This window comes from Alteromonas sp. CyTr2 (genome assembly GCF_947311905.1).
Lineage (GTDB): Bacteria > Pseudomonadota > Gammaproteobacteria > Enterobacterales > Alteromonadaceae > Alteromonas > Alteromonas macleodii.
On the sequence record NZ_CAMZMZ010000010.1, the window covers coordinates 50904 to 75341 of the forward strand.

The window sequence follows — 24438 nt, forward strand, 5'->3', positions numbered from 1 at the left end:
TTAAGAACGAGTATTTGATTCTATTATTTTAGTATTAGTGCTTTATAGTAAAAAATATTTCTTTAATGGGTCTCATTTATGAAAATAAATTCCGTTTTTATGTAAGGGCGAGAGCATGACCATCTTGTTGATACAACGGTCTTTAATAAAACAAAAAAGTTCAGATAAGCCGCTAAAGTTGCTATCTTTGCATTTCGCTTTTACTTACAGATAACAACATGAAAAATAGGGCGCTTTTCTATGCGATAGCTCTTCTACCCGCATTATTCGTATCTACGCTAGCTAGCTCGCAAGAAGAGCAAATGCTTAAAGTTGCAACGTTTAATGTAAGTATGGAAGCCACTAACTACAAAGCGTTGGGTATGAAGCCGAGCGATCAGGTACTTCAATACGTTCTTTCAACGGGTGAGCATAGCCAAGTTAAAAACATTGCTGAAATTATTCAACGCGTTAACCCCGATATCTTGATGTTGAATGAATTTGACTACATTGCAGATAAGCGTAAAGGGGTAGATGCATTTGTTAAGAACTACCTGAATGTTTCACAAGGCGGCCTTGAGCCTGTGGATTACCCATATACGTATGTGGCCACAGTCAACACAGGGGAGCCCACGAAATTCGACTTAGATAACAATGGCAAAGCAGAAGGTTTTGGTGGCGATGCATATGGCTTTGGGCTTTATCCCGGGCAATATGGCATGGCGCTTTTGTCGAAATACCCTATTGATGTTGATGGTATTCGCACCTTTCAGACGTTTAAATGGCATCACATGCCTCATCCACAGGTTCCTATTATTCCCGATGAGAGCGGAAGTACTGATAAGGGCAAGCCATGGTACGACGTAGAAGAGTGGGCCGCGCTAAGGTTGAGTTCTAAGTCTCACTGGGATGTGCCGGTGAAAGTAGGAGGTAAAACCGTACACATACTTGCTATGCATCCAACACCACCTAATTTCGATGGGAGCGAGGACCGCAACGGCAAGCGCAACTTTGACGAAATTAGGCTTATGGCAGATTACCTTTCTCCGGATAAAGGAGCCTACATCTACGATGATAATGGCGAGAAAGTCAGCCTGTCAGAGAACGCGCGTTTTGTACTTGTTGGTGATTTTAACGCGGCGGATATTGGAGATAAACATCGCGAGGGTGTTATTGAACAGTTGACCGAGCACCCGTTAGTTAATAACGACATCATTCCAACAAGCGCAGGCGGTGCAGGCGCGTCAGGTGCAGAGTTTAGTAACCGCTTTACTGCCTATTGGGGAGCCAGAGCTGACTATGTTTTGCCATCTCGATTTGGCTTCGATGTGAACGATGCTGGCGTTTTCTGGCCTGCAAAAACCAGTGACCTATATCAATTAGTTAAAGACCGTGAAGCCAGCTCAGATCACAGGTTAGTCTGGATTAGCTTGTCGTTGACCGAAGATAACTAAAAACCACAATTTTTGTGTTAGTTAATAGATAGAGGTATTATTACACTGTCTATCTAATAACGTACCGAGAAGCCATTGAAGTTTGTGTCTCGCACTTTTGTGATGTGTTTGCTGTGGGTGATACCCATAGATGGCTTTTCGGTAGAGTCTTCTCAGCTCATGCCGCTCAATCGGTATTTCCCTCAATCGTGGGGAACGAAAGACGGGCTTCCTCACAATAGTATTCACGCATTAGCACAAACGTCCAATGGGTATCTATGGGCGGGTACCTGGGAAGGTGTAGCTCGGTTTAATGGTCAGCAGTTCACTGTATTTACCCGCGGCGCGCAAACAGGATTACCAGACTCCGGCATTCGAAGCTTGTATTACAACAAGCCCCGCGACGAGCTACTGGTGGCAGGAAACCGAGGCGGTGTAACGTCGCTTATCGCAGAGCAGTGGCATGCTCAAGCACCTCTGTCTTCAATGGTTAATCATGCATTCAGAGACAGTAATAACGTGTTGTGGTTTGCGCTGGAAGACACGGGGATTGCAATGAGAACGCCTGACGGCACGCAAAAAGAATACATTGTAAATTCGAGTGCTTACCGCATAATCGAAGACGGATTTGGCGTAATCTGGTTTGCAACAAATCAAGGCTTGTTCAAATACATAAACGATAAATTTCAGCTAGCTGTACCCGACCACAACATACTCTCTGGTCCATCATTTACTCTCGCTCTTGATAGCAAAAAACGTGTTTTAGTTGGCACAGAACACGGTGTTTGGCAGCAAAAAAACGGTACCTTTGCGCTACTTCACAGCTCACTTGCCGACAAATCAATTAGTAGTATTTTGCTTGATCATCAAAATAGCATTTGGGTAGGCACCATCAATCATGGCCTTTATCGTCTAAGTGACTTAGGCCTAGAAAAACTGGATGCGACAGCAGGTCTTCCCAATAACCGCGTTTTTTCACTGCTTGAAGATTTGGAAAAAAATATCTGGATTGGCACTAATGGTGGTTTGTTTAGGCTGCGTCGTGCGCTATTTACCACATTCTCGCAAAGCCAAGGAATGAGTGGAGACTTTTTGCGAACTGTTTTGCAAACGTCTGATGGCAAACTTTTATCAGGTGGAAGTGCTGGATTAGATATATTTTCCAATGATGCGTTTTCCAGCGCATCGCTCACTACAGGTGAAGCTTTCTCTGTACTCAGTTTGGCAGCGGTAACTGAAGAGGTAACGTTAGTCGGCACCTACACAAAAGGTGTGCTGCGATATGAAAATGACCAACTTACTCCGTACCTCAATAGACATTTAGGGTTACCGAGTAATGAAGTAAGGGCCATTCTTTTAGCGAGTGATAACAGTGTTTGGTATGCCACGGCGCAAGGTGTAGTTCAACAAACACCAGATGGAAAGCTAAGCCATTTTAATGAACAAAATGGGCTACCTGCCCATTTTTCGATGGGCTTGGCAGAAGATCGTGAAGGACGAATCTGGATTGCTACAGGGATAGGGCTCGCCTATATCCAACAGGGTATTGTGCACGTAGTTTCGTTTCCTGAACATTCAGATGCGCAGCACGCGTTCAGTTTTAGCGTTGTTGAAAAGGGAACTTGGATTACAACCGATCGAGGACTTGCGTATTTTGACAATGCTACTCAGGCACTTAGTGTAATCGAAAAGTCGCAGGGGCTTCCCGTAGATAAACTGTTTTCAATCGGTATAGATCACAACAGCGGTGTATGGCTAAGTTCAAACCAAGGGGTCATTCTCACTTCACTATCAAGTCTTAAGGAGTGTCTGACATATCCAAGTGCATTATTGGAATTTGAACATTTTAAGGAAGAAAATGGCCTGGCGAGTATTCAAATCAATGGTGGATCACAGCCATCTCAGATTGTCGATGTAGACGGAAATGTTTGGCTTCCTACTGCGAAAGGGCTCGCTACAGTGACGCCTGCAAACCTTGCCATGTTGAGTGAATTCCCTATTCCGGTAAGTATAGAGGCGGTACTACTGGACGGTGCTGACCAGCAATTTGATACGGATAAAAGGGAAGTAGACGTAACGCCGTTAACCACGCGAGTTGCGTTTCAGTATGCAGGGTTGGGTTTCGCTATGCCTTCGCGTATAGAGTATCAGGCTATGTTAGTAGGATATGACCAAGATTGGGTTAACCGTCATCAATTTAGAATGACTGAATACACTAATTTAGCACCTGGTCGTTATCAGTTTAAAGTACGTGCTCGTTATATTGGTGGTCCCTGGCAAGAGATTACGTCACCATTTTCTATTCGCGTGTTACCCAGTATTTATCAGACATTTGCTTTTAAATTCTCGGTTTTTCTTTTCTTCTGTTTTGTTATCTATGCACTTTATAAAGTACGTTTTCATCACTTGAAAAAATCAGAAATGATTTTAAAACAAAGGGTCGATGAACAAACCAGATCACTAGAATTACAAACCAAGCGGTTCGAGTTCCAAGCAACTCACGATGATCTAACCGGTATTGCAAATAGACGAGCATTCGACCGCTGGCTTGTACAATATTTTGAAGAGGCTAAAGCGAAACAATCTCCTCTATGTCTTGCCGTTATCGATATTGACCATTTCAAACAGGTAAATGATCAGTACTCTCACTTAGTAGGGGATAAAGTCATTACTGAGGTGGCCCGTATATTAAATCGCGAAGTTCCGCATTATGCTAAATGTGCAAGGTGGGGCGGCGAAGAGTTTACTGTGTTGTTACCTGAATATGACTTGGTAAATGCAAGGGTAGCTATGGATCATGTTCGAAAAATCGTGGCAGCACATGATTTCAGTTTTATAGCGCAAACGCTGAAAGTCACAATCAGTATTGGTGTAGCAAGTGCAGATGGCGCGAGAGATCACGACAGAATGTTAACCCATGCCGACCAAGCACTTTACACTGCAAAAGAAAATGGCCGCAACCAAGTGACCATTTTCGAATAAAAGATAAGTGGGGTAGTGGTTAATTACTACAACATCTTTAACCTGACTTTGCCGTAAAGCCTTACTGTGGCGATTGGCCCAACTGCGCTTCCTCGCGTTCTCGTGAAACTGCCTCGAACAGCGTAAAGTAAGCCACCACAGCAAGATTAGCGACAAACCAAAGGTCTTTAATAACGAACTGACCTAGGCGGTTGACGATAGTCGTGCTGTTAAAGGTATCCGGTACAGTAAACAAAAACGTTTGTGTCATCAGAAAAACCGATAAACAAGCCAGTCCGCTCGCAATGATCACCGGCTTGTTCTTAGAAAAGATGCCCGCGCCCAATAGCAATGCAAAGAGGACATCAAATCCACCAATTACATTCGATGCCCCCTGTACGCTAAACACAGCATATAGCCACGACATAAACGGTGATGTTTCAACTAGCCCCACAATTGCATTAGCTTCAAACTCGAAAAACTTCATGCCTCCTATCCATAATAAGACCATGGCTACAGGAGCAAAGTTGAGGTATGTCAGTTGCTTGTGCGAAAATTTTTCGCGATAAAACAAGAATAGGAAAAGCGGTAATACTGCGAAGTACTTGATGATGCCTTGACCGCTGCCAATAATCGGGAAGCCCCCTAAATCGGCCATCCATCTTGTTGGTGATAATAACGTCAGCAATGGAATGGCAGTTACAAAAGCGGCATATAGTGTTACTGCTTTTGCTGATACAAGGTCAAAACGTGCTGCAATGGTCATTAACGGTAGTAACAGCAATGCGATACCTGAAAAAGCACCAAGGGCACTCTCGCTCAACACAGTGTCTAACGAGTAGAAATTAAATGTAGCGATAAGTGCATTGGGGTTTGCACCCAATAAAAATGTTAGGCCAAGAACTGCGAAGCTAAAAGTGAGCAATGCGGTGACCATGTTTTCGGTTTGGTTTAGTGTCATAAAGCGTCCGTAAATACTGCTAGTTTTGCGAAGTGTATGTAGAGACCCGTCGAGGTAGCACTAAAATTTCATAGGTTTGATAATTTATTAGGCATAGCGCAATAAGCAAATAAGGATTTATCGACAAAATAAGAACTTATCTAATAGCGGTTGTCATAAGTAGCAGCGGTCTTAATAAATTAGGTCTTAAGTAATGTGGGGCTTAAATAGTAGTGGTTTAAAAAGTAAAATAAATTGAGAGAAAAAATGAAACAAGCAAGCAGTAGAGCACAGAAGCGTTTTAGGATCTGGTTAATAGCAGGCGTGTGTGCAGCGTTGTCTGCTTGTGGCGCTCAGCCCCCAGAACCTATTGATGAGCCAATCGCGAGTGTTGAAGACGTCGAAAGATTAGAGCAAGTTGTTGATACCTCATTGCCTTTGGTACAGCAGGCCTATTCCATTGAGTCCGAAAAAGTGTGCGATAAACACGGTGGTAACTGGAAGAAAGTAGGCCGACAGCAGGCGCATGCTTGTGTGCTACCAGCAAACGATGCTGATAATGCGTGTAATGACAGCAGCGAGTGCGAAGTGGCTTGTGTTACGGAAAACAATAACATGGAAGCGGGAGAAAAGGCGCGCGGCGTGTGTTTAGAAAGTACGGACTTATTCGGCTGTAGAGCCTATGTGTCTAACGGCGTTGTGGAGCATACCTTGTGTGTTGACTAAGAGGTTGTTTAGCAAACGAACGTTGAATGAAGCGCACGCCATCGGCAATGCGCTTCACAACAACGCGGGGTTAATTAACGTTGGGGAACTCGATTTTGTCCAGTTCGCTCGCCGTTTCATTGCACTCACCTAATAGGTGAAGCCTATCTTCGGTTTGGTGTGTATCTATTTCTAGAAAGCCCGTTTGGCAGTAACCGGTCTCATCCAGTTTCTCATCTAGAGATGTATAAAGTTGCTCAGTCATTCTATCGCTGCTATGTGACGAGCCTTCCCGACTTTCCTGTCCTTGGCGACCGCCACGTCCATTTCGTTCGCCTCCCTGACCACGGCCGCCTTTACCGCCACCTTTGGCACCGTCACGATGCTGCATTAACGGAATGCTAAACGCGAAGAGCTTGGTACCGTCTTGCTTGATCTTCGTTTCAAAAAATATTTCATCCATGTCTAGAGGTGGTGGCCTATGAGCGCACGCACTGACAATCAAAGAGGTCGTTATTACTAATAGTGTTTTATTCATTTTATTTAACGCTTATTTGAACCACGTCACTTTGAGATTCAAACGCCTCTTTAGTTGCAGCACCCAGTGTAAGTTTTAAGTAAAGCATTTCGGTATGCAAACTTCATAACGAGCGTATCGTTACAAGCAACACTCATTACGTTATGCATTTTACGTCAAAAAGAAGCGGCATTGCCGAAGCGACAAGTCTCAACCAGATAGTCAATAAGTGCTCGGGTACGGCTTGGCACATGCTTACGAGAAGGATAAACCAAGGTAAACAACAATGTTTCACTTCCAAGTGAAGGGAAAATTCGTACCAGTTCGTTAGATGCGACTTCTTTTTGCACAGTTGAAGGTAGCAGCGTAGATATTCCCAACCCTGCTTTGACCATTTCTTGAACAAGGTGAGGAGAATTACACAGCTCGTAATGTTTGGGTGTAATGTCGATTGGTGTGTTGTCCAGCATTAGGTAATGCATGATTCGTGAATTTAACTGAGATAGCAAAATCCAGGTATGATTATTCAGTTCTGCAATAGTCTTAGGTTCACCATATTTCTTGAGATAATCAGGGCTAGCATATAAGGCGAATTGTTCTTGATATAAGACCCTACCGACGAGCGAGTCGTCTCGTGGCAAACCAATTCGAAGTCCTACATCAATATTCTGAGCGATAAGGTCGAGCTTATCGTCACTGCTCACTATGTGTAAATCTATTTCAGGATAGCGGCGCTTGAACTCAGGCAGCAACGGTAATAAAAACTTGTGTGCAATGTCGTTGGTGACTGTTATTGATACTCTTCCTTTTGGCGCTGTTTGACGCAGCTCTTCATCAATACCATGCAAAATCTCGTGGCACTTTTTCGCATGGGAAAATACAGCATTTCCCTCGTCAGTAAGCATGAGCTGTCGAGTAGTTCTTTGCAGTAATCGCACGTCAAGAGATGCTTCTAAACCTGCCACTTGCTCGCTAACTCTAGATCGACTGGTGCCTAAACGGCGGGCAGCTTCCGCAAAGCTTCCACATTCTACTACGCTGGCAAATATGGCGAGTGCCTTAAGATGTGAATAGTTAATTGTACTCATATTCGTGACAATTTGTTCTGTATATGTCTACTTATCATAACAGTGTTTCACGCACATAATCACCTCTGTGTTCAACCAGTACTCATTTAATTGATAGAGGATAGATTATGATTGCAGTAACCGGCTCTAACGGACAATTAGGTCAAAAAGTTATTCAAACACTGCTTAATACAGAGAAGGCAAACACAATTGTTGCACTAGTGCGCAACCCTGATAACGCACACGTATTAAAGCAGTTGGGAGTAGTAGTACGGCAGGCCGACTATAATAACCCGGAAACGCTTAAGTCAGCTTTTGAGGGTGTTGAGAAGTTGTTGCTAATATCAGGTACAGAGTTTGGGAAACGCTTTGAGCAGCACAAAGCGGTAATAGATGCAGCTATGGCACAAAACGTTAGCCTCATTGCTTATACCAGTTTGTTGAAAGCAGATACGTCTCCTTTGCTGTTAGCGCAAGAACATAAACAAACCGAGGCTTACTTTAAAAATGTGTCAGCGCCTTTCGTGTTTCTTCGAAATGGGTGGTACACGGAAAATTACACCGATAATGTAGACAGCGTACTGCAGATGGGAGCGGTGGCAGGCGCTGCAAAGCAGGGAGTTTTGTCTACCGCTAGCCGACAAGATTATGCAGACGCCGCAGTGGCCGTTCTTCTATCATCGCAAAATCAAACAGGCAAAATTTATGAGCTTGCTGGCGACACGGGCTTTACGCTAATGGAGTATGCTTCCACCCTATCTGAAATTACCGGCGAAGATATTGGTTTTTTAGACATGGATGAGAGCGCTTATAGAGAAGCACTCATTAAAGCTGGGCTGCCTGAAGGTATGGCAGCAGCGTTAGCAGATTCAGAGCATTACGCCGCCTCGGGGTGGCTCCAAGATAACAGCGGCACCTTATCATCACTACTTGGTCGTCCAACTGCAACTCTGCGTGCAACACTTGCTGCGAAAATGAAAAGCTGAGTATTTAAAAGCTAAGTGAATTACCACCCCATGCGCATTACCTTGAATTATCATTCAAGTGATGCGCTTATTGTGCAACACTTGCGTATTCATATTTTAAATCACTTGCATCCGCAATTTGCTTATTTACAGGGATAGGTTCCATGCTTTCCAACATCATTCGCTTTGCGAAAAACATCGTCGTGTCGTTAATTGCAATCTTTGTGTGTTTTGGTGTGCTCGACTTCTTGTGGCTTGGCGTTATTGCGGATGGCTGGTATCAAAGTGAAATGGCTCCTCTGCTTAGAAGTCAATTTATCACGTGGCCTTGGGTGGTTTTTTACCTCATGTATGGATGTGTGGTGTTTGTACTTGCTGTGGTGGCGAACAGAGATAAGTCGTTACTTTATGCAGGGATCGATGGCGCGCTTCTAGGGTTGGCCAGTTATGGCGCCTACAATTTAACGGCGTACAGCATTATTGAAGGTTTTACTTTGTTTATTATGTTAATTGACTGGGCGTGGGGCACGTGCCTAACCAGCGCAAGCGCCATGGCCGGCTGGTTAGGGTTTCAACTGGTTAAGGGAAAGAGTAGCGAATAATGCGTTTTAACACGCTGGCGTATTGTTTTAAAAAGCTGCCAGTGTTGTAGTGCATGCCGTGTTCTTCGAATACGGCTTTTACCTTGGGGGCCATCTCTCGGTAGCGTCTGGCTGGGATATCTGGAAACAGGTGGTGCTCAATTTGAAAGCTTAAATGCCCAGTAAGCACGTGAAACAGGTTTCCGCCCTTTATGTTCGACGAGCCCAGCGCTTGTCGGTAGTACCATTGCCCTCGGGTTTCATTAACACAATCTTCTTGTTTAAATGTTTCCACGTCGCCAGTGAAATGGCCGCAAAAGATAATAGTAGATGTCCATAAATTGCGTAGTAAATTGGCGATAAGGTTGCCGGTAAATACCCATAAAAATAACGGCCCAGCTAACAAAGGAAATAGTACATAATCTTTTACTAACTGACGTGCGCCTTTACTAAAAAAGCGTTTCTTAAGTTCATTATGGGTAACCTGATTCTTACGGTTGTCCTTCTTTTTTCCAAAAAAGACCCGCTCAGCGGCCATTTCGTGATACGACACACCCCACTGAAATAAAACACTAAGTACGATGTAAGTCGCAAACTGCCATAGGTTTTTTACACGCCATCTAAAATCGTTAGACAGGCGAAGCAAGCCGTAGCCAAAGTCTCTGTCTTTCCCAATAATATTGGTATACGTGTGATGCTCGTAATTATGAACGCGATTCCAGCTCGCACCATCGCAGGCAATATCCCACTCATAGCCTTTCGAATTAATGTGTTTGTCGTTCATCCAATCGTACTGGCCGTGCATTACGTTGTGGCCTATTTCCATATTATCGAGAATTTTTGCTGTAGCTAAACTCAATACGCCGGCAACCCAGAGCAGCGGTTGAATGAACCCCAACATTAAAAGTATCCGTCCGCTCCACTCGCAAATTCGCTGAACAAGAATAATACGTCGGATATAGGCCGCATCTTCAGCGCCCACTTTTCGTTTAATGTCAGCTTTAATTTCATCAAGCTGAGCGGCAAGTAACTCGTAGTTCGGTTTCTCTTTAGTGCTCGTTGACCGAATAGCTTTGGTTTCACTTATCGGAGAATGCGCCTGTTCGATGGCTTCTTCACGGTGTTGGTTGTCTATTGCAACGCTGGTGTTCATAGTTGAATCTCCAAATCAGTAACGGCTTGTGATACACACAGCTGAATAAGTTGCTCTGCGCTATCTGAAAGCTCACCCGTGCGGGTATCTCTCACTACGCCCCGTTTCTTAACACATTGGCATTGATGACAAATTCCCATGCCACAGCCATAAGTCACAGGTTGTTCTGCTTGCTGAAGTTGTATAAGTAGGGTTTGCTGATTGTCGACAGTTAAAGATTGGCCGTTGTGTACCAAGGAAAAGGTTTCACTTTGGCTAAGACTAGAACTGCTTAGGACAGGAAGCGCAGCGAAGTGCTCGCTCGAAACAGGGACGTTGATCGTATTTGCATAACTTTCAACTTGCTCGAACATGGCATGTGGACCACACACTAACCAGTGTGCATTGGCAAAGTTACACAGATGCGCTTCTACGTCTCCGTCTTTTTGCTTGCTCAAAATATCATAGGTGAAGTGCTCACAGCGCTGACTGAACGCTGATAATTCATTGAGTAATACATGCTCGTCCGGCTTAGCAAAATAAAGTAAGTGTACCGGTGTATGGTTTAGCTGCGCGTTGTTGACGGCATCGTCAAGCATGGCAATGAAAGGAGTTATACCCGAGCCGCCCGCTATCATAAGTAGGGTCTTTTCAACCTTCGGCCAGATAAATTCCCCCATAGGGGCTGAGATATTTACCCATTGATTAGGCACACAAGAGTGAAGATAAGGTGTTAATGCGCCCTGAGCTTTAACCTTGGTTACAAGACGAATCTGCTTTTCTTTTTGTCGGGTGTTAGCACCACTCGCTATGGTAAACACGCGAGTGGTGAGCCTGCCATTAATTTCTATGGTTAATGCGATATGTTGCCCTGCAACATGCGTTGGCCAAGACCTCTCTGGTATAAGTAACACCTCGAGCATATCCGTGCTCAGTTTTTTTACGGTCACGACCCTAGCTCTGAAATACCCATCGCGCCACGCGGGTCTAACTTGCTGCATCAGCACTTCCCAGTAGCCCTTCCAAGAGGCATGGTGAAAAATGCGATCAGTGAATTTATCTAGTAATAGTCTCAATGTAGAAATCACACCTGTATTTCGTCGGAATATCTTAAATACAAAAAGGATGAAAATATTTTAGCTTACACTTGTACGCTAATTCAGCGCACAAGTGTAAGCTTAATTTTTTCTGCGTCAAGAGGAGATGCATGAAATTTGGGATAACGTCGTCGAAATACACCGGTACTTTTGTGAAAAATGCAAAAGTGCTTTGTTAAAAGTACGGGTTCTAAGCCAGCTATAGGGCCTTATATTTACCGTTATCTAAACGTGTAAATTGCAAGAATAAAGTTTAAAGGACTGTATTATGAAATTATTCGAAACCCTATCGCTGGCTGGAAAAACGCTGAACAATCGGGTTGTTATGCCGCCAATGACCCGCTCCCGCTCAACACAGCCGGGAGATGTGCCCAACACCCTTATGGCTGAATATTACGCTCAGCGCGCAAGTGCAGGGCTTATTGTGAGTGAAGGCACACAAATTTCGGCACTCGGCAAGGGTTATGCGTGGACGCCGGGTATTTATACCAAGGCGCAAATCGATGGCTGGAAGTTGGTAACAGATAAAGTCCATGAAGCGGGTGGTGTGATGTTTGCGCAACTTTGGCACGTGGGCCGCGTATCCCATCCTTCAAATACAGAGGGGCAGCAGCCAATTAGCGCATCGGCGATTCAAGCAAAAGGCGTAAAAGTATTTGTTGATGAAGGCGGCAACCCTGGCTTTGTTGAGTCGGTCATGCCCCGAGAAATGAGCATTGAAGATATAAAAGCCGTGGTGGAAGAGTATCGCGTTGCGGCGCGCAATGCCGTAGATGCCGGATTTGATGGCATTGAGTTGCATTCGGCTAATGGTTACTTGCTTAACCAGTTTATTGATTCTCAAAGTAATACAAGAACTGATGAATACGGCGGAAGTGTACAGAACCGTATTCGATTCTTGAAAGAAGTGGTGCAGGCTGTGTCTGAGGAAATTGGCGCTGATAAAGTAGGTGTACGTTTGGCGCCCCTAACAACATTAAACGGGACGGTCGACGACAATCCCGAAGAGACCTATCTTGCTATTGCTTCCATGCTTAATAGTTTCAAGATTGGCTATATGCATATTGCTGAAGCCGACTGGGATGATGCGCCGCAAATGCCAATATCATTCAAGATGGCTATTCGGGAAGCCTATAGCGGTCTGCTCATTTATGCCGGAAAGTACGACACAGAGCGTGCCGAACAAGCTCTAACTGAAGGGTGGGCAGATATGATTGGTTTTGGTCGACCTTTCGTGGCGAACCCAGATTTACCCTACAGACTAGCGAATAATGTACCCCTGAATGAGCACAACCCCGATACGTTATTTGGCGGTGGTGAGAAGGGCTACACAGATTATTCTTTTGCTAAATAGCCGGAAATTCCAGCGGGTGTGTAAAAAACACTTTGCTCAGGAAAAAGGGGCAATCCATTAAAAGTGAGCATGGCTCTTTTTTACCAGAACGAACAGCACTTAAAACATGTTGTTCGTTCTAAATCTTACTTTCGTCAGTCAGCAGTTAGACTCATTACGTAACAGTTATACGCAGTGATGTGTTAACACCGTTGATACTCAACGAGTCATTTCTGCACTTTACGGTTAATATTTACGATTGCGATATAGCCAAGTGAAAATTCCGCTTCCCGCTATTAACATTGACGTGGCAAGCCACAATTTAGAAATGGGCGTGCCGTTGGGGCACTGCAACGCCATCGTTGCCCCCGCAAGGTTCTGGCAATCGACGAGTTGACCCAAGGCCAATACAAAAAGACCGAGAAGTACGCCGATAACGGCATAAGACAAATTATTGAACGACATACTTTTCCTAAAAGATTTTCCAATCAATTCGCACACTAAACGCACGCGACAATAAGCAATAATGCTCCAAACTAGTGCAGCTGAAGGCTGCTTTTTCAAACATTTACTCTATTTGTATGGGCTAAGACAGCCTACCCTACAGTATGTGCGCGCCATTGAACGGTGAAAATACTCGCTTCAACGAAGGTGCTTAAAATCCATACGAAAATTAGCACAAGCTCAGTGTCGCAATATTTGCGCCACCCCCTATCAAAATTCCTTCAAATTCGGTACTATCCGCGGTCTTAAATTTTTAACGAAATAAGCGGACTATGTTTGAAATAAACCCCGTTATGAATGCGATAAAAGATATCCGCGAGCGCACTGAAGCGCTTAGGGGGTATCTTTGACTTTGATGCAAAGTCAGAGCGTTTAGAAGAAGTTAGCCGAGAGTTAGAAAGTCCTGACGTTTGGAATGAGCCAGACAGAGCGCAGGCCCTCGGCAAAGAAAAAGTCACCCTAGAGCAAATCGTAGAGACGATCCACAAGCTCGATCAGGGAACTGAAGACGTTGAAGGTCTTGTTGAATTGGCTGTTGAAGCCGAAGATGAAGATACCTTCGTTGAGGCCCAAAGTGAGCTTGAAGGCTTAATTGAGCAGCTAGAAGTGCTTGAGTTTCGCCGCATGTTTTCTGGCCCTAACGACGAAAACGACTGCTATATTGATATTCAGTCGGGCTCTGGTGGTACAGAAGCGCAAGATTGGGCCAATATGCTGCTGCGCATGTATTTGCGTTGGGGCGAAGCGCATGGTTTTAAAACGGAACTTATTGAAGTGTCGGAAGGCGAAGTCGCGGGCATTAAAAGCGCGACGCTGCGCGTTCAGGGCGAATATGCGTTTGGCTGGCTACGTACAGAAACAGGCGTGCACCGCTTAGTACGTAAATCGCCGTTTGACTCGGGCAACCGCCGTCATACGTCGTTTTCATCTGCGTTTGTATATCCTGAGATTGATGACGATATCGATATTGAAATTAACCCGTCTGATTTACGTATAGACACCTATCGCGCATCGGGCGCGGGTGGCCAGCACGTAAACAGAACAGATTCAGCGGTACGTATTACCCATGAACCTACGGGCATTGTGGTGCAGTGTCAGAACGACCGCTCGCAGCACAAAAACAAAGATCAGGCGATGAAGCAGTTAAAAGCCAAACTTTATGAGTTTGAACTGCAAAAACAAAACGCTGAAAAACAAGCGATGGAAGACAGCAAGTCTGATATCGGCTGGGGAAGCCAAATACGCTCTTACGTTTTGGACGACTCCCGCATTAAAGATTTGCGTACTGGCGTGGAAACACGCAACACTCAAGCCGTGCTGGATGGCGACTTGGACAAATTTATTGAAGCCAGCCTGAAATCCGGGCTGTAAACCGAACAACGAAGTGAAAGGTTATGACTGACCAACAAACAGACGATAACAAATTGATTGCAGAGCGCCGTGCTAAGCTAAGCGCTATTCGCGAGCAGTGCCGTGCAAACGGTTTCCCAAACAGCTTCCGTCGCGAAAACTATGCGGATGAGCTTCAAGCTAAGTTCGGTGAATTCGACAAAGAAACGCTACAAGAGCAGGGTAACAAAGTAAGCATCGCTGGCCGTATTATGGCAAAGCGTGGTCCTTTCATGTTGCTTCAAGATATGACTGGCCGTATTCAGGCATATGCAGATAAAGACACGCAAAAAGCCCTTAAAGCAAAATATGGCGCACTAGATATTGGCGACATTATTGGCGTGGCGGGTGACCTGCATAAGTCAGGTAAAGGCGATCTTTACGTGAACATGGAGCAATACGAGTTGCTAACCAAAGCACTTCGTCCATTGCCAGAAAAATTCCACGGTTTGAGTGACCAAGAAACGAAATATCGCCAGCGCTACGTTGATTTGATCACAAGTGAACAAACGCGCAAAACGTTCATGATCCGTAGCAAGATCGTAAACGGTATTCGCAATTATCTTACCGAACGTGACTACCTTGAAGTAGAAACACCGATGCTTCAGGTTATTCCTGGCGGCGCGACGGCGAAGCCGTTTGTGACTCACCACAATGCGTTAGACATCGATATGTACCTGCGTATTGCACCAGAGCTTTATCTTAAGCGCCTAGTGGTTGGTGGTTTTGAGCGTGTGTTCGAAATTAACCGTAACTTCCGTAATGAAGGCTTATCAACCCGTCACAACCCAGAGTTTACTATGCTTGAGTTCTATCAAGCGTATGCAGACTACAACGACCTGATGAACCTTACCGAAGATATGCTGCGCACGCTGGCAGAAGATATTCTTGGTACAAGCATTATCAAAAACACAACTAAAGACGCTGAAGGCAACGTAACGTTTGAAGTTGAATACGATTTTGGTAAGCCGTTTGACCGCTTAAGTATGGGCGAAGCTATTCTTAAGTACTGGCCAGAAGCTAACGAAGAAGCTATTCGCGACCCAGAGGCGAACCTTGACGCGCTTAAAGCAATGGCAAAACAGCTTCACATTAAAGAGCCTGAAGTTGACGGCATTTGGGGTGCGGGTAAGTACCTTTGCGAAATCTTCGAAGCAACAGCAGAAGAGAAGCTTATCCAACCTACGTTTATTACAGAATATCCGTGGGAAGTATCGCCGCTTGCGCGCCGTAACGACAACAACCCATTCATTACAGACCGCTTCGAGTTCTTTGTAGGTGGACGCGAATTAGCGAATGGCTTTAGCGAGCTTAACGACCCGGAAGATCAGGCGGAACGTTTTGCAAAGCAGGTTGAAGAGAAAGACGCTGGCGACGATGAAGCCATGCACTTTGACGATGACTACATCCGCGCCCTTGAATATGGCTTGCCGCCAACGGCGGGTGAAGGTATCGGGATTGACCGTCTAGCTATGCTATTTACTGATAGCTCAACAATTAAAGATGTTATCTTGTTCCCACACATGAAGCCTCAGGCGCCAAAAGACGCGCAAGAAGCGGGTGAACAAGAATAATCTTAACCCTTAAATAGGGTGATTTAGGTGCTCGGCGCTGTTAAAGCTTCAGCGCCTTAACACGCTCTACTAAAAGGGTATTCTCGGGAACGGGAATACCCTTTTTTGTTGCCATATCTACAATGTAACCGTTGATGGCGTCTATTTCTGTTTGTCTACCGTGAGCAACATCCTGATGCATACTTGAGTAGTTTTCTCCGGTCGCCTTGGCTACAGACAGCACATTTTCATGAACTGACAGTGCATCAAAATCTAGCCCGTAAGCATCCGCTACCTGAGTAAACTCATTGCAAATTGAAATACGGCTTTGTTCAAATTCAGGCTTAGCAATGTGCTTATTTTGGATATTGTGAAGCGCCGTTAGTGGGTTAATCACAACATTAACGGAAAGCTTCGTCCATAGTGCTTTTAGAATATTACTTTGGTATTGCACCGGCGGAAGTGCGTTATCTAACGTCGCAATTGCGCTGGCTAGCTGTGGCGCTATTTGTGAGAGGGCGGCCAATGTTTGAGGTGATGGCTTATCTACATTAGGCGCGCCAATTTGCGTTGCGCCAACGCCAGTATACTTAACATGAAAATCGCCGCTCGACGCGCTTACTTTTAACGCGCCATGACTGGTTGTAGCAAGAAGCAACGGATAATCGCCGCCTAGTAAATCTCTTGCGATCTCAAGTCCGCCCATACCGTTGTGAAGCAGCACAACGGTAGGTTGTTGTGTGAGATAGGGAAGCCATTGCAATAGGGCTGCTTTAAGTTGATATACTTTCAAGGGGATTATCAGCACATCACTTTTAGGTAACACGATAGGTGAAGGCTTCGCAGGTTTTAGCGCAGTGGTTTGGCCGTTTTGCCAGTGTGCGCAAGAGGGCATGGTTTTCATGTCTCTGGGGTAGCAGTCATACGGCACGCCATTTTTCTGGGAGCTCGCAGCAATCAGGCTTCCTATGGCACCGCCGCCAACTATATGTAGTTTACCCATTAGCACCTATTAAACATTCAAAGTAGCTTCTATTTTCTTATGACTATTAGCACCTATTAGGTTAGCACCTATTAGGCCGTTCGCGTTTTCCCCTAGCACGCCGGCAAAAAGCGTGCGGGCAGGGAAGGCCATGGATAAGTCTCAGGCGCATTAAGCCCGTTGTACCAAGTCTGCACATCGGCTTCGTTTATGACTTCACCTGTATCGAAAGGTGCAGTAACCGATAATTCACCAGAAGACAAAGGTAGGCGCAAATGCCATGCATGAAGATACAGCCTGTCTGATGTCTCACCCCCATAAAGTGTATCACCCAAAATAGGTGCGCCAATACTTTTAAGCGCCACACGAATTTGATGGGTTTTCCCCGAGTGAGGCTTAACGATAAACCCTCGGGTACCGGGCTTAGCCGCGCTACTGAAAAACTGAGTGATAGCCGGGTTTTCTGTGGTTTTTAGCAAAATCCGCTGGCCGCCTCGACGATTTTTCATATCGCCCATTATCATGCCTTGTTTCTTTTTAGGCTTGTGATCACTTAGCGCCAAGTAGTATTTGCTCACACGTCGTGATGAGAAAAGCTCGCCAATTTCTCCGGCTACAGCTGCATTTTTAGCAAGACACAAGCAGCCCGACGTGCCCGTATCTAAGCGGTGGCATAGATGCAGTTCTGTTACGGCTAACTGCTTTTTTAATCGGGTGACAATGCCGTCTATTTTTTCTGGTTCGCCGTTTTCGGCAATATTTTCTCTAACATCTGCCTCATTAGTGGCATCGTGCATAGCAATGCCAATAGGCTTGTTAACAATAATGAGGTCTGTATTTTCAAAGAGAACGGGGATCGGCTGCACTAGCTATTTTCTAACTCTGAAATGGCTTCTTCATAGTCAAGTTCGTCTACCGCATCGATAATAGCCGAGCGCTTTTCTTGTGGTAGGGCAAGGGCATCTAGCCATTCATCCAGTTTGTCCTGGGCGATAAACTCGCTCGCTTTCAGCGCTGTCATTAACTGTTTTCGCGCTTGCTCAGCTGCTGCTCCATTCGCCGGTGCCGGGGCAGAAGCTGTGACTTCTGGCTCTTTGATCAACGCATCAACCGCAGCAATGGTTTCATCAAGTACTGCGATAAAAGCAGGGTATTGTTCAGCAACGCGTTTGTCGTTTCTAAAGCCGCTTTCTACAGGCTTGCTCGCATTGTGCAAAGCAAAAAGCCCTAGGTTTCCTGTCACGCCTTTTAGTGTGTGAACAAGAGAGTAAGCCTCATTAAAATCACCCTTAGCAACATGCGCCTGCAAGTCAGCATCAAGAGAACGGTATTCGTCCGTAAACTTACCAAGTAGGGTGAACAACAGTTTTTTGTTACCACTTAGCTGTGACATTCCAAAATCAATATCGACTACTGTTGTTGACTGATCCATGCAACTATCCTTTTTATTTCGCAACTTCTATTGGGCTATTTCTATTCCAAATGGAAACCGTTTGTCAGTTCATTCGTACCACTTAGCGAATTCAACTGGCTAAAGCCTATTTTACAAAAGACTATGAAGTGTAAGTGTATTTCAGAAATACACAAATTAATACAATCATAGCAAAGTCGAAGCAAGTAAAGCGCTAAAAAGTCTGGTAGTCTTCGAAAATTCGCTTGCGCTATAGAGATAGCAACCTCTGTTTTCACCCAATAAGCCAAGTACCACTCAGTGAATATAGAGTGAAAAGGCAGAGTGAAGAATGTGTAGTAATTTAAAAGGAATCATCATGTCAGGAAAACTGACCCTACGTACCTTCGTTATGACCATAGGCGTCATTGCAGTAACAGCGTGTCAGCACGTACAGGAAGAGAAGACGAATAACCAACTAAACACAGTAGCTGATTCGTCGAACACCGTGTCTATTCCTTACGAAAAGTACACATTAGAAAACGGACTTACCGTCATTCTCCACGAAGACCATTCTGATCCACTGGTTCATGTTGACGTTACCTATCACGTTGGCTCTGCGCGAGAAGAGGTAGGTAAATCGGGTTTTGCTCACTTTTTTGAGCACATGATGTTTCAAGGCTCAAAACACGTTGCCGATGAGCAGCATTTTAAGGTTATTACGGAATCGGGCGGTAACTTAAACGGCACAACCAATACCGATCGCACAAACTATTTTGAAACCGTACCGGCTAACCAATTGGAGAAAGTCCTTTGGCTAGAATCTGACAGAATGGGCTATCTGTTAGAAGCCGTAGACCAAACTAAGTTTGAAAACCAAAGAGAAACGGTTAAAAACGAGCGTGCGCAGCGTGTGGACAATCAGCCGTATGGATTGCGTTTCGAGCTTAATGGTGAAGCGCTATATCCTGAAGGGCATCCATACTCGTGGATGACTATCGGCTATGTAGAAGATTTAGACCGCGTTGACGTCAATGACCTAAAAGCCTTTTTTAAGCGCTGGTATGGCCCGAACAATGCGGTCCTAACTATTGGTGGCGATATCGACGTAGCCAAAACCAAAGCGTGGGTGAACAAGTACTTTGGGGAAATCCCAACAGGACCTAAAGTAGAAGAGCCCGAGCCTCAGCCAGTAACGTTAGACGAAACCCGTTATGTAACGTTAGAAGATAAAGTTCATCTTCCGCTTCTGCAAATAACTTATCCTACTGTGTATGGTCGCCATGAAGACGAAGCGCCACTGGACGTGTTGGCCGATATTTTAGGCGGTGGAAAAACCTCACTGTTTTACAAAAATCTAGTGAAAGAGGGCATGGCTGTACAAGCTGTGGTGTCCCACCCTTGCCGCGAACTTGCCTGTGAATTCCAGCTACTCGCTTTGGCTAACCCTGCAAAAATTACCTCACTTTCTACTCTCCAGAACGTACTGAATGAAACCCTAAAAGAGTTTGAGACACGTGGTGTAACGGCAGATGATTTAGCGCGTACAAAAGGACAAATTGAAGCGCGTACGGTATTTGGCTTACAAAGTGTGTCTGGCAAAGTGTCAGCCCTCGCTGCTAACGAAACCTTTTACCAAACGCCAGATTTGATTGCCGAAGATATTGCGCGTTATAACGCCGTAACTGCTGAAGACGTTATGCGTGTTTACAATAAATACATTAAAGACGCCAATAGCGTTGTATTAAGCGTGGTGCCCAAAGGGCAGGTTCAGCTCGCTGCGGCTAAGCAGACCTTTGAACGTCCGGTGAGAAATATTGAAATCGATACGGTAGATGTGTCTGATGACGAAGCCTTTTCCAGTGCCCTATCTACCAATACCGCCCCTAGCTTTGATAGAAGCGTAATGCCGAAAGCCGGTGAGGCACCGGTTGTGGAAGTTCCTGATTATTGGGAATCTGAACTTGCTAACGGCATTGAAATACTTGGCGTAATGAGCACCGAAACGCCAACGGTAACACTTACATTAGGTATGGATGGCGGCATGTTGCTAGACCCTGAAGGTAAAGCGGGTACGGCCTACTTAACCGCGTTACTTATGAATGAAACTACAAAGCATTACAGCAATGAAGAATTAGCTAGCGAACTTGCAAAACTGGGTAGCGCTATCCGATTTAGTACTGCAGGTAGATACTCACAAGTTTACGTGTCTACTTTAACCAAGCATTTAGATGAAACCCTAGCGCTGTTAAAAGAAAAGCTGTTCAAACCTGCGTTCACTCAAGAAGATTTCGACCGCATGAAAGAGCGTGTTGTACAAGGCTTGCAGCAACAAGCGAAAACGCCGTCTAGCTTAGCTCGCCGCGCGCGTGACCTCGTTCTTTTTGGTGAAGATAACCGCGTGAGCCTGCCGGATGAAGGCACGCTGCAAACTGTGCAGAATATCACGTTGGAAGATGTTAAAACGTTTTATGCCAATTACTATTCGCCAGATAAAGCGAGTATCGTCGTTGTTGGTAACTTACCGAAAAAAGACATGGTGAATACACTAGACTTTATTGGTCAGTGGAAGGGGAATACCTATGAATTTGCTGATTACAGCGACTTTCCCAAGTACGAAGAAAACCAAATTTTCCTAGTGGATAGCCCAGAAGCGGTTCAGTCGGTAGTATTTATTGTTGATAGAAGTTTACCTTTTGATGCGACAGGCGATCACTTTAAGTCTCGCCTTATGAACTTCCCATTAGGGGGAGCATTTAATAGCCGCATAAATCTGAACCTTCGAGAAGATAAAGGCTACACCTATGGAGCAAATAGTGGTTTCGTTGGTGGCAAAACCCTTGGCTGGTTTGAAGCAAGTACCGATCTCACTGCTGCTAACACAGGTGAAGGTATCGCTGAAATTTTAAAAGAGATTAATCGCTACCGCACTGAAGGTGTAACCGAGGAAGAAATTGCGTTCATGCGCAATGCCTTTACGTTAAGCGACGCACTTGAATTTGAAACACCTACCAGTAAAGCGCGCTTTTTAAGGCAATTGCTTAGCTATGGTCTTGATAAAGGCTATCGTGAAGAGCAGCTTGCTATTATCAACAATATTGATAAGAAAACGATGGATACCTTGGCAAAGCAATATTTGAATCTTGATAAGATGCAAATTATTGTAGTAGGCGATAAAGCTAAAATTTTGCCTCAGTTAAACGCGCTATCGATGCCAATTATCGAGTTATCAGTAGAGAGTAATACCCGAGAAACGTTAAACTGATAGATTGATTTTTGTTGAATTTACATTATTGCCCCCCATAACAGGGGGCTATATTGACATAACGGACCACCATTTTGACTGTAGACTCATCCCGTTTTGAAGCGCGCATTGCTGCGCTTAAGTCACCCGAATTTCTCGCTGCGCTAAAAGATATTAAGCGCGGCGTTGAGCGCGAAGCCCTTCGTATAAACCCGAACGGTACGTTGGCACAAACACCCCATCCTAAACCGCTGGGATCTGCGCTAACCCATGATTCAATCACCACAGACTTTTCTGAATCGTTGCTTGAATTCATTACGCCGCCAGAAAACAGTGCTGCCAAAACGATTTCTCAGTTAAAAGATATCCATAAATTCGTTATTGATAATATTGGTGAAGAGCAAATATGGCCGCTAAGTATGCCATGCTTTATAGATGATGAAGCGCACATTCCCATCGCCTATTTTGGTGAGTCAAATGTGGGCAAGATGAAGCGTGTATATCGCATTGGTCTGAAAAACCGCTACGGCAGTATGATGCAGGCAATTGCCGGCGTGCATTTCAACTTTTCTCTTCCCGAAACGTTTTGGAAGCTATGGGCTGAACTGAACGGAAAAGAACATTCTCAAGAGCAGACTTCAGCCGATTATTTTGGGCTTATCCGCAACTACCGCAGGTTGTGTTGGCTTATTCCTTATTTGTACGGTGCATCCCCTGCATTATGTGGATCGTTTTTAAAAGGAAAGCAGCATGCGTTACCTTTTAAAAAGGTAGGTAAGGGCACGGTATACATGCCATACGCGACATCACTTCGCATGAGTGATTTAGGCTACACAAGTGCAGAGCAATCGTCGCTTAAGATTTGTTACAACAAGCTAGACAACTATGTCACCTTGCTGCGCGATGCGATGAATACGCCGTCATCCCGGTTCAGCCAGTTTGCTGCAGGCGAAGAGGGCAATTATCAACAGTTAAGTCGCAACATCATTCAAATTGAAAATGAACTGTACTCGCCTATACGCCCTAAGCAGCCCACTCAGTCAATGGAAAAGCCAACAGACGCTTTGGTTAGACGCGGTATCAGCTACATTGAAGTGCGCGCTCTAGATGTAAATCCATTTTCGGCAATTGGTATTTCACAGACGCAATTCGATTTCTTAGATGTTTTTTTAGTGGCGTGCTTACTAATGCCAAGTGCAGAACTTGACGAAGCGCAGCTTAAAGAAGCTAAAGAGAATATGAATAAAGTGGTGTTAGAAGGGCGAAACCCTGATTTGCTCCTGCAAAATGGCGGAGAAAATATTTCACTACCTAACTGGTGTGCCTCGCTGTTTAAGTCCTTCGAGCAAGCGGCCGAATTACTCGACTTGGCCAATGATACGTCGCGTTACACACAAGCGGTGAACCTCGAGGCTGAAAAAGTGGCGGATCCGGCGCTAACGCCGTCAGGTAAACTACTTGCTACTTTGCTAGAAAGCGACAAAGATAATGGCGTGTTGGGCTTAGAACTGGCACAAGCTTATCAAGCTGAGATGAAGTCTTTTGAATACACGGATACGGATGCTGCTGGTTTTGCTGCCCAAGCTGACGTGTCGTTTGCTGCTCAAAAAGAAATAGAAGCTACTGATGTTAAAGACTTTGATACATTTATTCGTGATTATTTCGCTGAGGCCCCAGCAAAAAAAAATGCCTGACATAGGTCAGGCATCGAAGGGTTCCAGGGAAACACACATTTTACTAGAACATTAGTTAAGACAAGCTATGAACCAAAAGTTCAAAAAATTGGTTGTTTTTTTATCAACTCTCATCGTTCTTTTTCCGCTGTTTATCGCTGGGTGTGCAACTACGCCTCCTAAAGACATCAGTAATTTGTGCGAAATATTCTACGAAAAGGACGATTGGTATGATGCAGCTGCTGATGCCCGCGATAAATGGGGTGTGCCTATACATGTTCCAATGGCCATGATGTATCAAGAAAGTTCCTTCCGCCACGATGCGCTTCCACCGCGTGATTACGTTTTCTTCGGGCTTATTCCTTGGGGGCGTGTTAGTTCGGCTTATGGCTATTCACAAGCGAAAACACCTACCTGGTCTGACTATATGAGAGAAACAGATAACAGTGGTGCGGATCGTGATGATTTCGAGGACGCTATCGACTTTATGGGATGGTTTATTTACAAGTCGCAAAAAGTGAACGGTATTTCTAAATGGGACGCCTACGCGCAATACCTTAACTATCACGAAGGATGGGGCGGGTACAAACGCAGAAGCTATGATAGAAAGCCGTGGCTGAAGAAAGTGGCGTCAAAAGTTAAAGCGCGCTCGCTGCGCTATGCTACGCAACTTAAAACCTGCGAGGAAGATCTTCAAAAAGGTTGGTTTATGAAGCTGTTTAGCTAAATTAAAGAAGCGACGTTATCGTCGCTTTTTTTATGCGTCTATGAACGTTGATTAAAATAAGTAGAAAACTATATTGAAGAAAAAATTGAGGGATAGACGGGCGTCTATCCCTCAGCGACGCTAAGCCAAGACCGTTTTTTACCCAACGTCGAACAGGCATTTACAAGATAGTGTAAATGAGAATGATTTGCAATACCTTTTTGTAAATTAATTTTATCCCTCAATATGCAACAAATTTATCTGGCCCTGATCTTGTTCTATACTTT

The 24438-nt window shown here is 44.8% G+C and carries 20 protein-coding genes; 11 read left to right on the forward strand and 9 right to left on the reverse strand.

Features of this window, described 5'->3' with window-relative positions; all coding sequences use genetic code 11:
• The first annotated feature begins 218 nt into the window (after positions 1-218).
• Both QME20_RS07860 and QME20_RS07865 read left to right on the forward strand, forming a co-directional pair.
• Positions 219-1433 (forward strand): endonuclease/exonuclease/phosphatase family protein, encoded by a 1215-nt coding sequence (locus tag QME20_RS07860; protein ID WP_281715732.1) that lies wholly within the window; start codon positions 219-221, stop codon positions 1431-1433.
• A 102-nt stretch (positions 1434-1535) separates the two neighbouring features.
• Positions 1536-4394, forward strand: coding sequence for a diguanylate cyclase (locus QME20_RS07865; protein WP_348648754.1), 2859 nt, complete (start codon positions 1536-1538; stop codon positions 4392-4394).
• Between the two features lie 61 nt (positions 4395-4455).
• Here the strand turns inward: QME20_RS07865 and QME20_RS07870 are convergent, their stop codons facing one another.
• Entirely contained in the window at positions 4456-5334 is an 879-nt protein-coding gene (locus QME20_RS07870; protein WP_168463366.1) for a DUF417 family protein, read from the reverse strand.
• 246 nt (positions 5335-5580) lie between these two features.
• Here QME20_RS07870 and QME20_RS07875 point away from each other — a divergent pair, with 246 nt between their 5' ends.
• Positions 5581-6039: a hypothetical protein gene (locus QME20_RS07875; RefSeq protein ID WP_061094544.1), complete on the forward strand. Its 459-nt coding sequence runs from the start codon at positions 5581-5583 to the stop codon at positions 6037-6039.
• A gap of 70 nt (positions 6040-6109) precedes the next feature.
• Here QME20_RS07875 and QME20_RS07880 read toward each other — a convergent pair whose 3' ends face one another.
• Positions 6110-6481 (reverse strand): hypothetical protein, encoded by a 372-nt coding sequence (locus QME20_RS07880; RefSeq protein WP_061094545.1) that lies wholly within the window; start codon positions 6479-6481, stop codon positions 6110-6112.
• A 230-nt stretch (positions 6482-6711) separates the two neighbouring features.
• Positions 6712-7623 carry a LysR family transcriptional regulator gene (locus QME20_RS07885; RefSeq protein WP_101563783.1) on the reverse strand — a complete coding sequence of 304 codons (912 nt, stop codon included), beginning with the start codon at positions 7621-7623 and terminating at the stop codon, positions 6712-6714.
• Positions 7624-7730: 107 nt separating this feature from the next.
• On the opposite strand from QME20_RS07885, the gene QME20_RS07890 reads away from it, so the two are divergent.
• Positions 7731-8588 (forward strand): SDR family oxidoreductase, encoded by an 858-nt coding sequence (locus tag QME20_RS07890; RefSeq protein ID WP_281715734.1) that lies wholly within the window; start codon positions 7731-7733, stop codon positions 8586-8588.
• Between the two features lie 143 nt (positions 8589-8731).
• Entirely contained in the window at positions 8732-9169 is a 438-nt protein-coding gene (locus QME20_RS07895) for a DUF2177 family protein (RefSeq protein ID WP_014948742.1), read from the forward strand.
• On the opposite strand, the gene QME20_RS07900 is transcribed toward QME20_RS07895, so the two are convergent.
• Both QME20_RS07900 and QME20_RS07905 read right to left on the reverse strand, forming a co-directional pair.
• Positions 9147-10301 (reverse strand): acyl-CoA desaturase, encoded by a 1155-nt coding sequence (locus QME20_RS07900; protein ID WP_081099348.1) that lies wholly within the window; start codon positions 10299-10301, stop codon positions 9147-9149. The genes QME20_RS07895 and QME20_RS07900 overlap by 23 nt on opposite strands.
• The gene (locus tag QME20_RS07905) at positions 10298-11356 is read right to left on the reverse strand and encodes an FAD-binding oxidoreductase (RefSeq protein ID WP_281715735.1); all 1059 of its coding nucleotides are present in this window, start codon (positions 11354-11356) and stop codon (positions 10298-10300) included. Before QME20_RS07905 ends, QME20_RS07900 begins: the two co-directional genes overlap by 4 nt.
• A 289-nt stretch (positions 11357-11645) precedes the next feature.
• Here QME20_RS07905 and QME20_RS07910 point away from each other — a divergent pair, with 289 nt between their 5' ends.
• Positions 11646-12731 (forward strand): alkene reductase, encoded by a 1086-nt coding sequence (locus QME20_RS07910; protein WP_049585804.1) that lies wholly within the window; start codon positions 11646-11648, stop codon positions 12729-12731.
• Positions 12732-12956: 225 nt separating this feature from the next.
• On the opposite strand, the gene QME20_RS07915 is transcribed toward QME20_RS07910, so the two are convergent.
• The gene (locus tag QME20_RS07915) at positions 12957-13175 is read right to left on the reverse strand and encodes a hypothetical protein (protein WP_014948746.1); all 219 of its coding nucleotides are present in this window, start codon (positions 13173-13175) and stop codon (positions 12957-12959) included.
• Between the two features lie 311 nt (positions 13176-13486).
• Between QME20_RS07915 and prfB the strand changes: the two genes are divergently transcribed.
• Positions 13487-14585 (forward strand): peptide chain release factor 2 gene (gene prfB, locus QME20_RS07920; RefSeq protein WP_152910863.1). Its coding sequence is split into 2 segments (ribosomal slippage): positions 13487-13561 and positions 13563-14585, totalling 1098 coding nucleotides; the frame shifts between segments, so codons are not numbered across the junction.
• A gap of 23 nt (positions 14586-14608) precedes the next feature.
• Complete coding sequence (gene lysS, locus QME20_RS07925) at positions 14609-16177, forward strand: lysine--tRNA ligase (RefSeq protein WP_281715736.1); 1569 nt, start codon at positions 14609-14611, stop codon at positions 16175-16177.
• Between the two features lie 40 nt (positions 16178-16217).
• Here lysS and QME20_RS07930 read toward each other — a convergent pair whose 3' ends face one another.
• The 3 genes from QME20_RS07930 to QME20_RS07940 form a co-directional block, all read right to left on the reverse strand.
• Complete coding sequence (locus tag QME20_RS07930) at positions 16218-17159, reverse strand: 2-dehydropantoate 2-reductase (RefSeq protein WP_281715737.1); 942 nt, start codon at positions 17157-17159, stop codon at positions 16218-16220.
• Between the two features lie 92 nt (positions 17160-17251).
• A complete protein-coding gene (locus QME20_RS07935) occupies positions 17252-18004 on the reverse strand; it encodes a pseudouridine synthase (RefSeq protein WP_239636093.1) in 753 nt (250 codons plus the stop codon).
• Entirely contained in the window at positions 18004-18570 is a 567-nt protein-coding gene (locus tag QME20_RS07940; RefSeq protein WP_014948751.1) for an Hpt domain-containing protein, read from the reverse strand. Before QME20_RS07940 ends, QME20_RS07935 begins: the two co-directional genes overlap by 1 nt.
• Before the next feature lie 337 nt (positions 18571-18907).
• Here QME20_RS07940 and QME20_RS07945 point away from each other — a divergent pair, with 337 nt between their 5' ends.
• The 3 genes from QME20_RS07945 (at position 18908) to QME20_RS07955 (ending at position 24172) form a co-directional block, all read left to right on the forward strand.
• Positions 18908-21793, forward strand: coding sequence for a pitrilysin family protein (locus QME20_RS07945; protein WP_281715738.1), 2886 nt, complete (start codon positions 18908-18910; stop codon positions 21791-21793).
• A gap of 74 nt (positions 21794-21867) precedes the next feature.
• Positions 21868-23466: a glutamate--cysteine ligase gene (gene gshA, locus QME20_RS07950; protein ID WP_239636095.1), complete on the forward strand. Its 1599-nt coding sequence runs from the start codon at positions 21868-21870 to the stop codon at positions 23464-23466.
• A 67-nt stretch (positions 23467-23533) separates the two neighbouring features.
• Complete coding sequence (locus QME20_RS07955) at positions 23534-24172, forward strand: hypothetical protein (RefSeq protein ID WP_014948754.1); 639 nt, start codon at positions 23534-23536, stop codon at positions 24170-24172.
• Positions 24173-24438 lie beyond the last annotated feature (266 nt).

Excerpts from the sequence above, each read along its gene's own strand:
- QME20_RS07860 (WP_281715732.1), top strand. The coding sequence starts at position 219 with ATGAAAAATAGGGCGCTTTTCTATGCGATAGCTCTTCTACCCGCATTA.
- QME20_RS07865 (WP_348648754.1), top strand. The coding sequence starts at position 1,536 with ATGTGTTTGCTGTGGGTGATACCCATAGATGGCTTTTCGGTAGAGTCT.
- QME20_RS07870 (WP_168463366.1), bottom strand. The coding sequence starts at position 5,334 with ATGACACTAAACCAAACCGAAAACATGGTCACCGCATTGCTCACTTTT.
- QME20_RS07875 (WP_061094544.1), top strand. The coding sequence starts at position 5,581 with ATGAAACAAGCAAGCAGTAGAGCACAGAAGCGTTTTAGGATCTGGTTA.
- QME20_RS07880 (WP_061094545.1), bottom strand. The coding sequence starts at position 6,481 with ATGGATGAAATATTTTTTGAAACGAAGATCAAGCAAGACGGTACCAAG.
- QME20_RS07885 (WP_101563783.1), bottom strand. The coding sequence starts at position 7,623 with ATGAGTACAATTAACTATTCACATCTTAAGGCACTCGCCATATTTGCC.
- QME20_RS07890 (WP_281715734.1), top strand. The coding sequence starts at position 7,731 with ATGATTGCAGTAACCGGCTCTAACGGACAATTAGGTCAAAAAGTTATT.
- QME20_RS07895 (WP_014948742.1), top strand. The coding sequence starts at position 8,732 with ATGCTTTCCAACATCATTCGCTTTGCGAAAAACATCGTCGTGTCGTTA.
- QME20_RS07900 (WP_081099348.1), bottom strand. The coding sequence starts at position 10,301 with ATGAACACCAGCGTTGCAATAGACAACCAACACCGTGAAGAAGCCATC.
- QME20_RS07910 (WP_049585804.1), top strand. The coding sequence starts at position 11,646 with ATGAAATTATTCGAAACCCTATCGCTGGCTGGAAAAACGCTGAACAAT.
- QME20_RS07915 (WP_014948746.1), bottom strand. The coding sequence starts at position 13,175 with ATGTCGTTCAATAATTTGTCTTATGCCGTTATCGGCGTACTTCTCGGT.
- lysS (WP_281715736.1), top strand. The coding sequence starts at position 14,609 with ATGACTGACCAACAAACAGACGATAACAAATTGATTGCAGAGCGCCGT.
- QME20_RS07930 (WP_281715737.1), bottom strand. The coding sequence starts at position 17,159 with ATGGGTAAACTACATATAGTTGGCGGCGGTGCCATAGGAAGCCTGATT.
- QME20_RS07940 (WP_014948751.1), bottom strand. The coding sequence starts at position 18,570 with ATGGATCAGTCAACAACAGTAGTCGATATTGATTTTGGAATGTCACAG.
- QME20_RS07945 (WP_281715738.1), top strand. The coding sequence starts at position 18,908 with ATGTCAGGAAAACTGACCCTACGTACCTTCGTTATGACCATAGGCGTC.
- QME20_RS07955 (WP_014948754.1), top strand. The coding sequence starts at position 23,534 with ATGAACCAAAAGTTCAAAAAATTGGTTGTTTTTTTATCAACTCTCATC.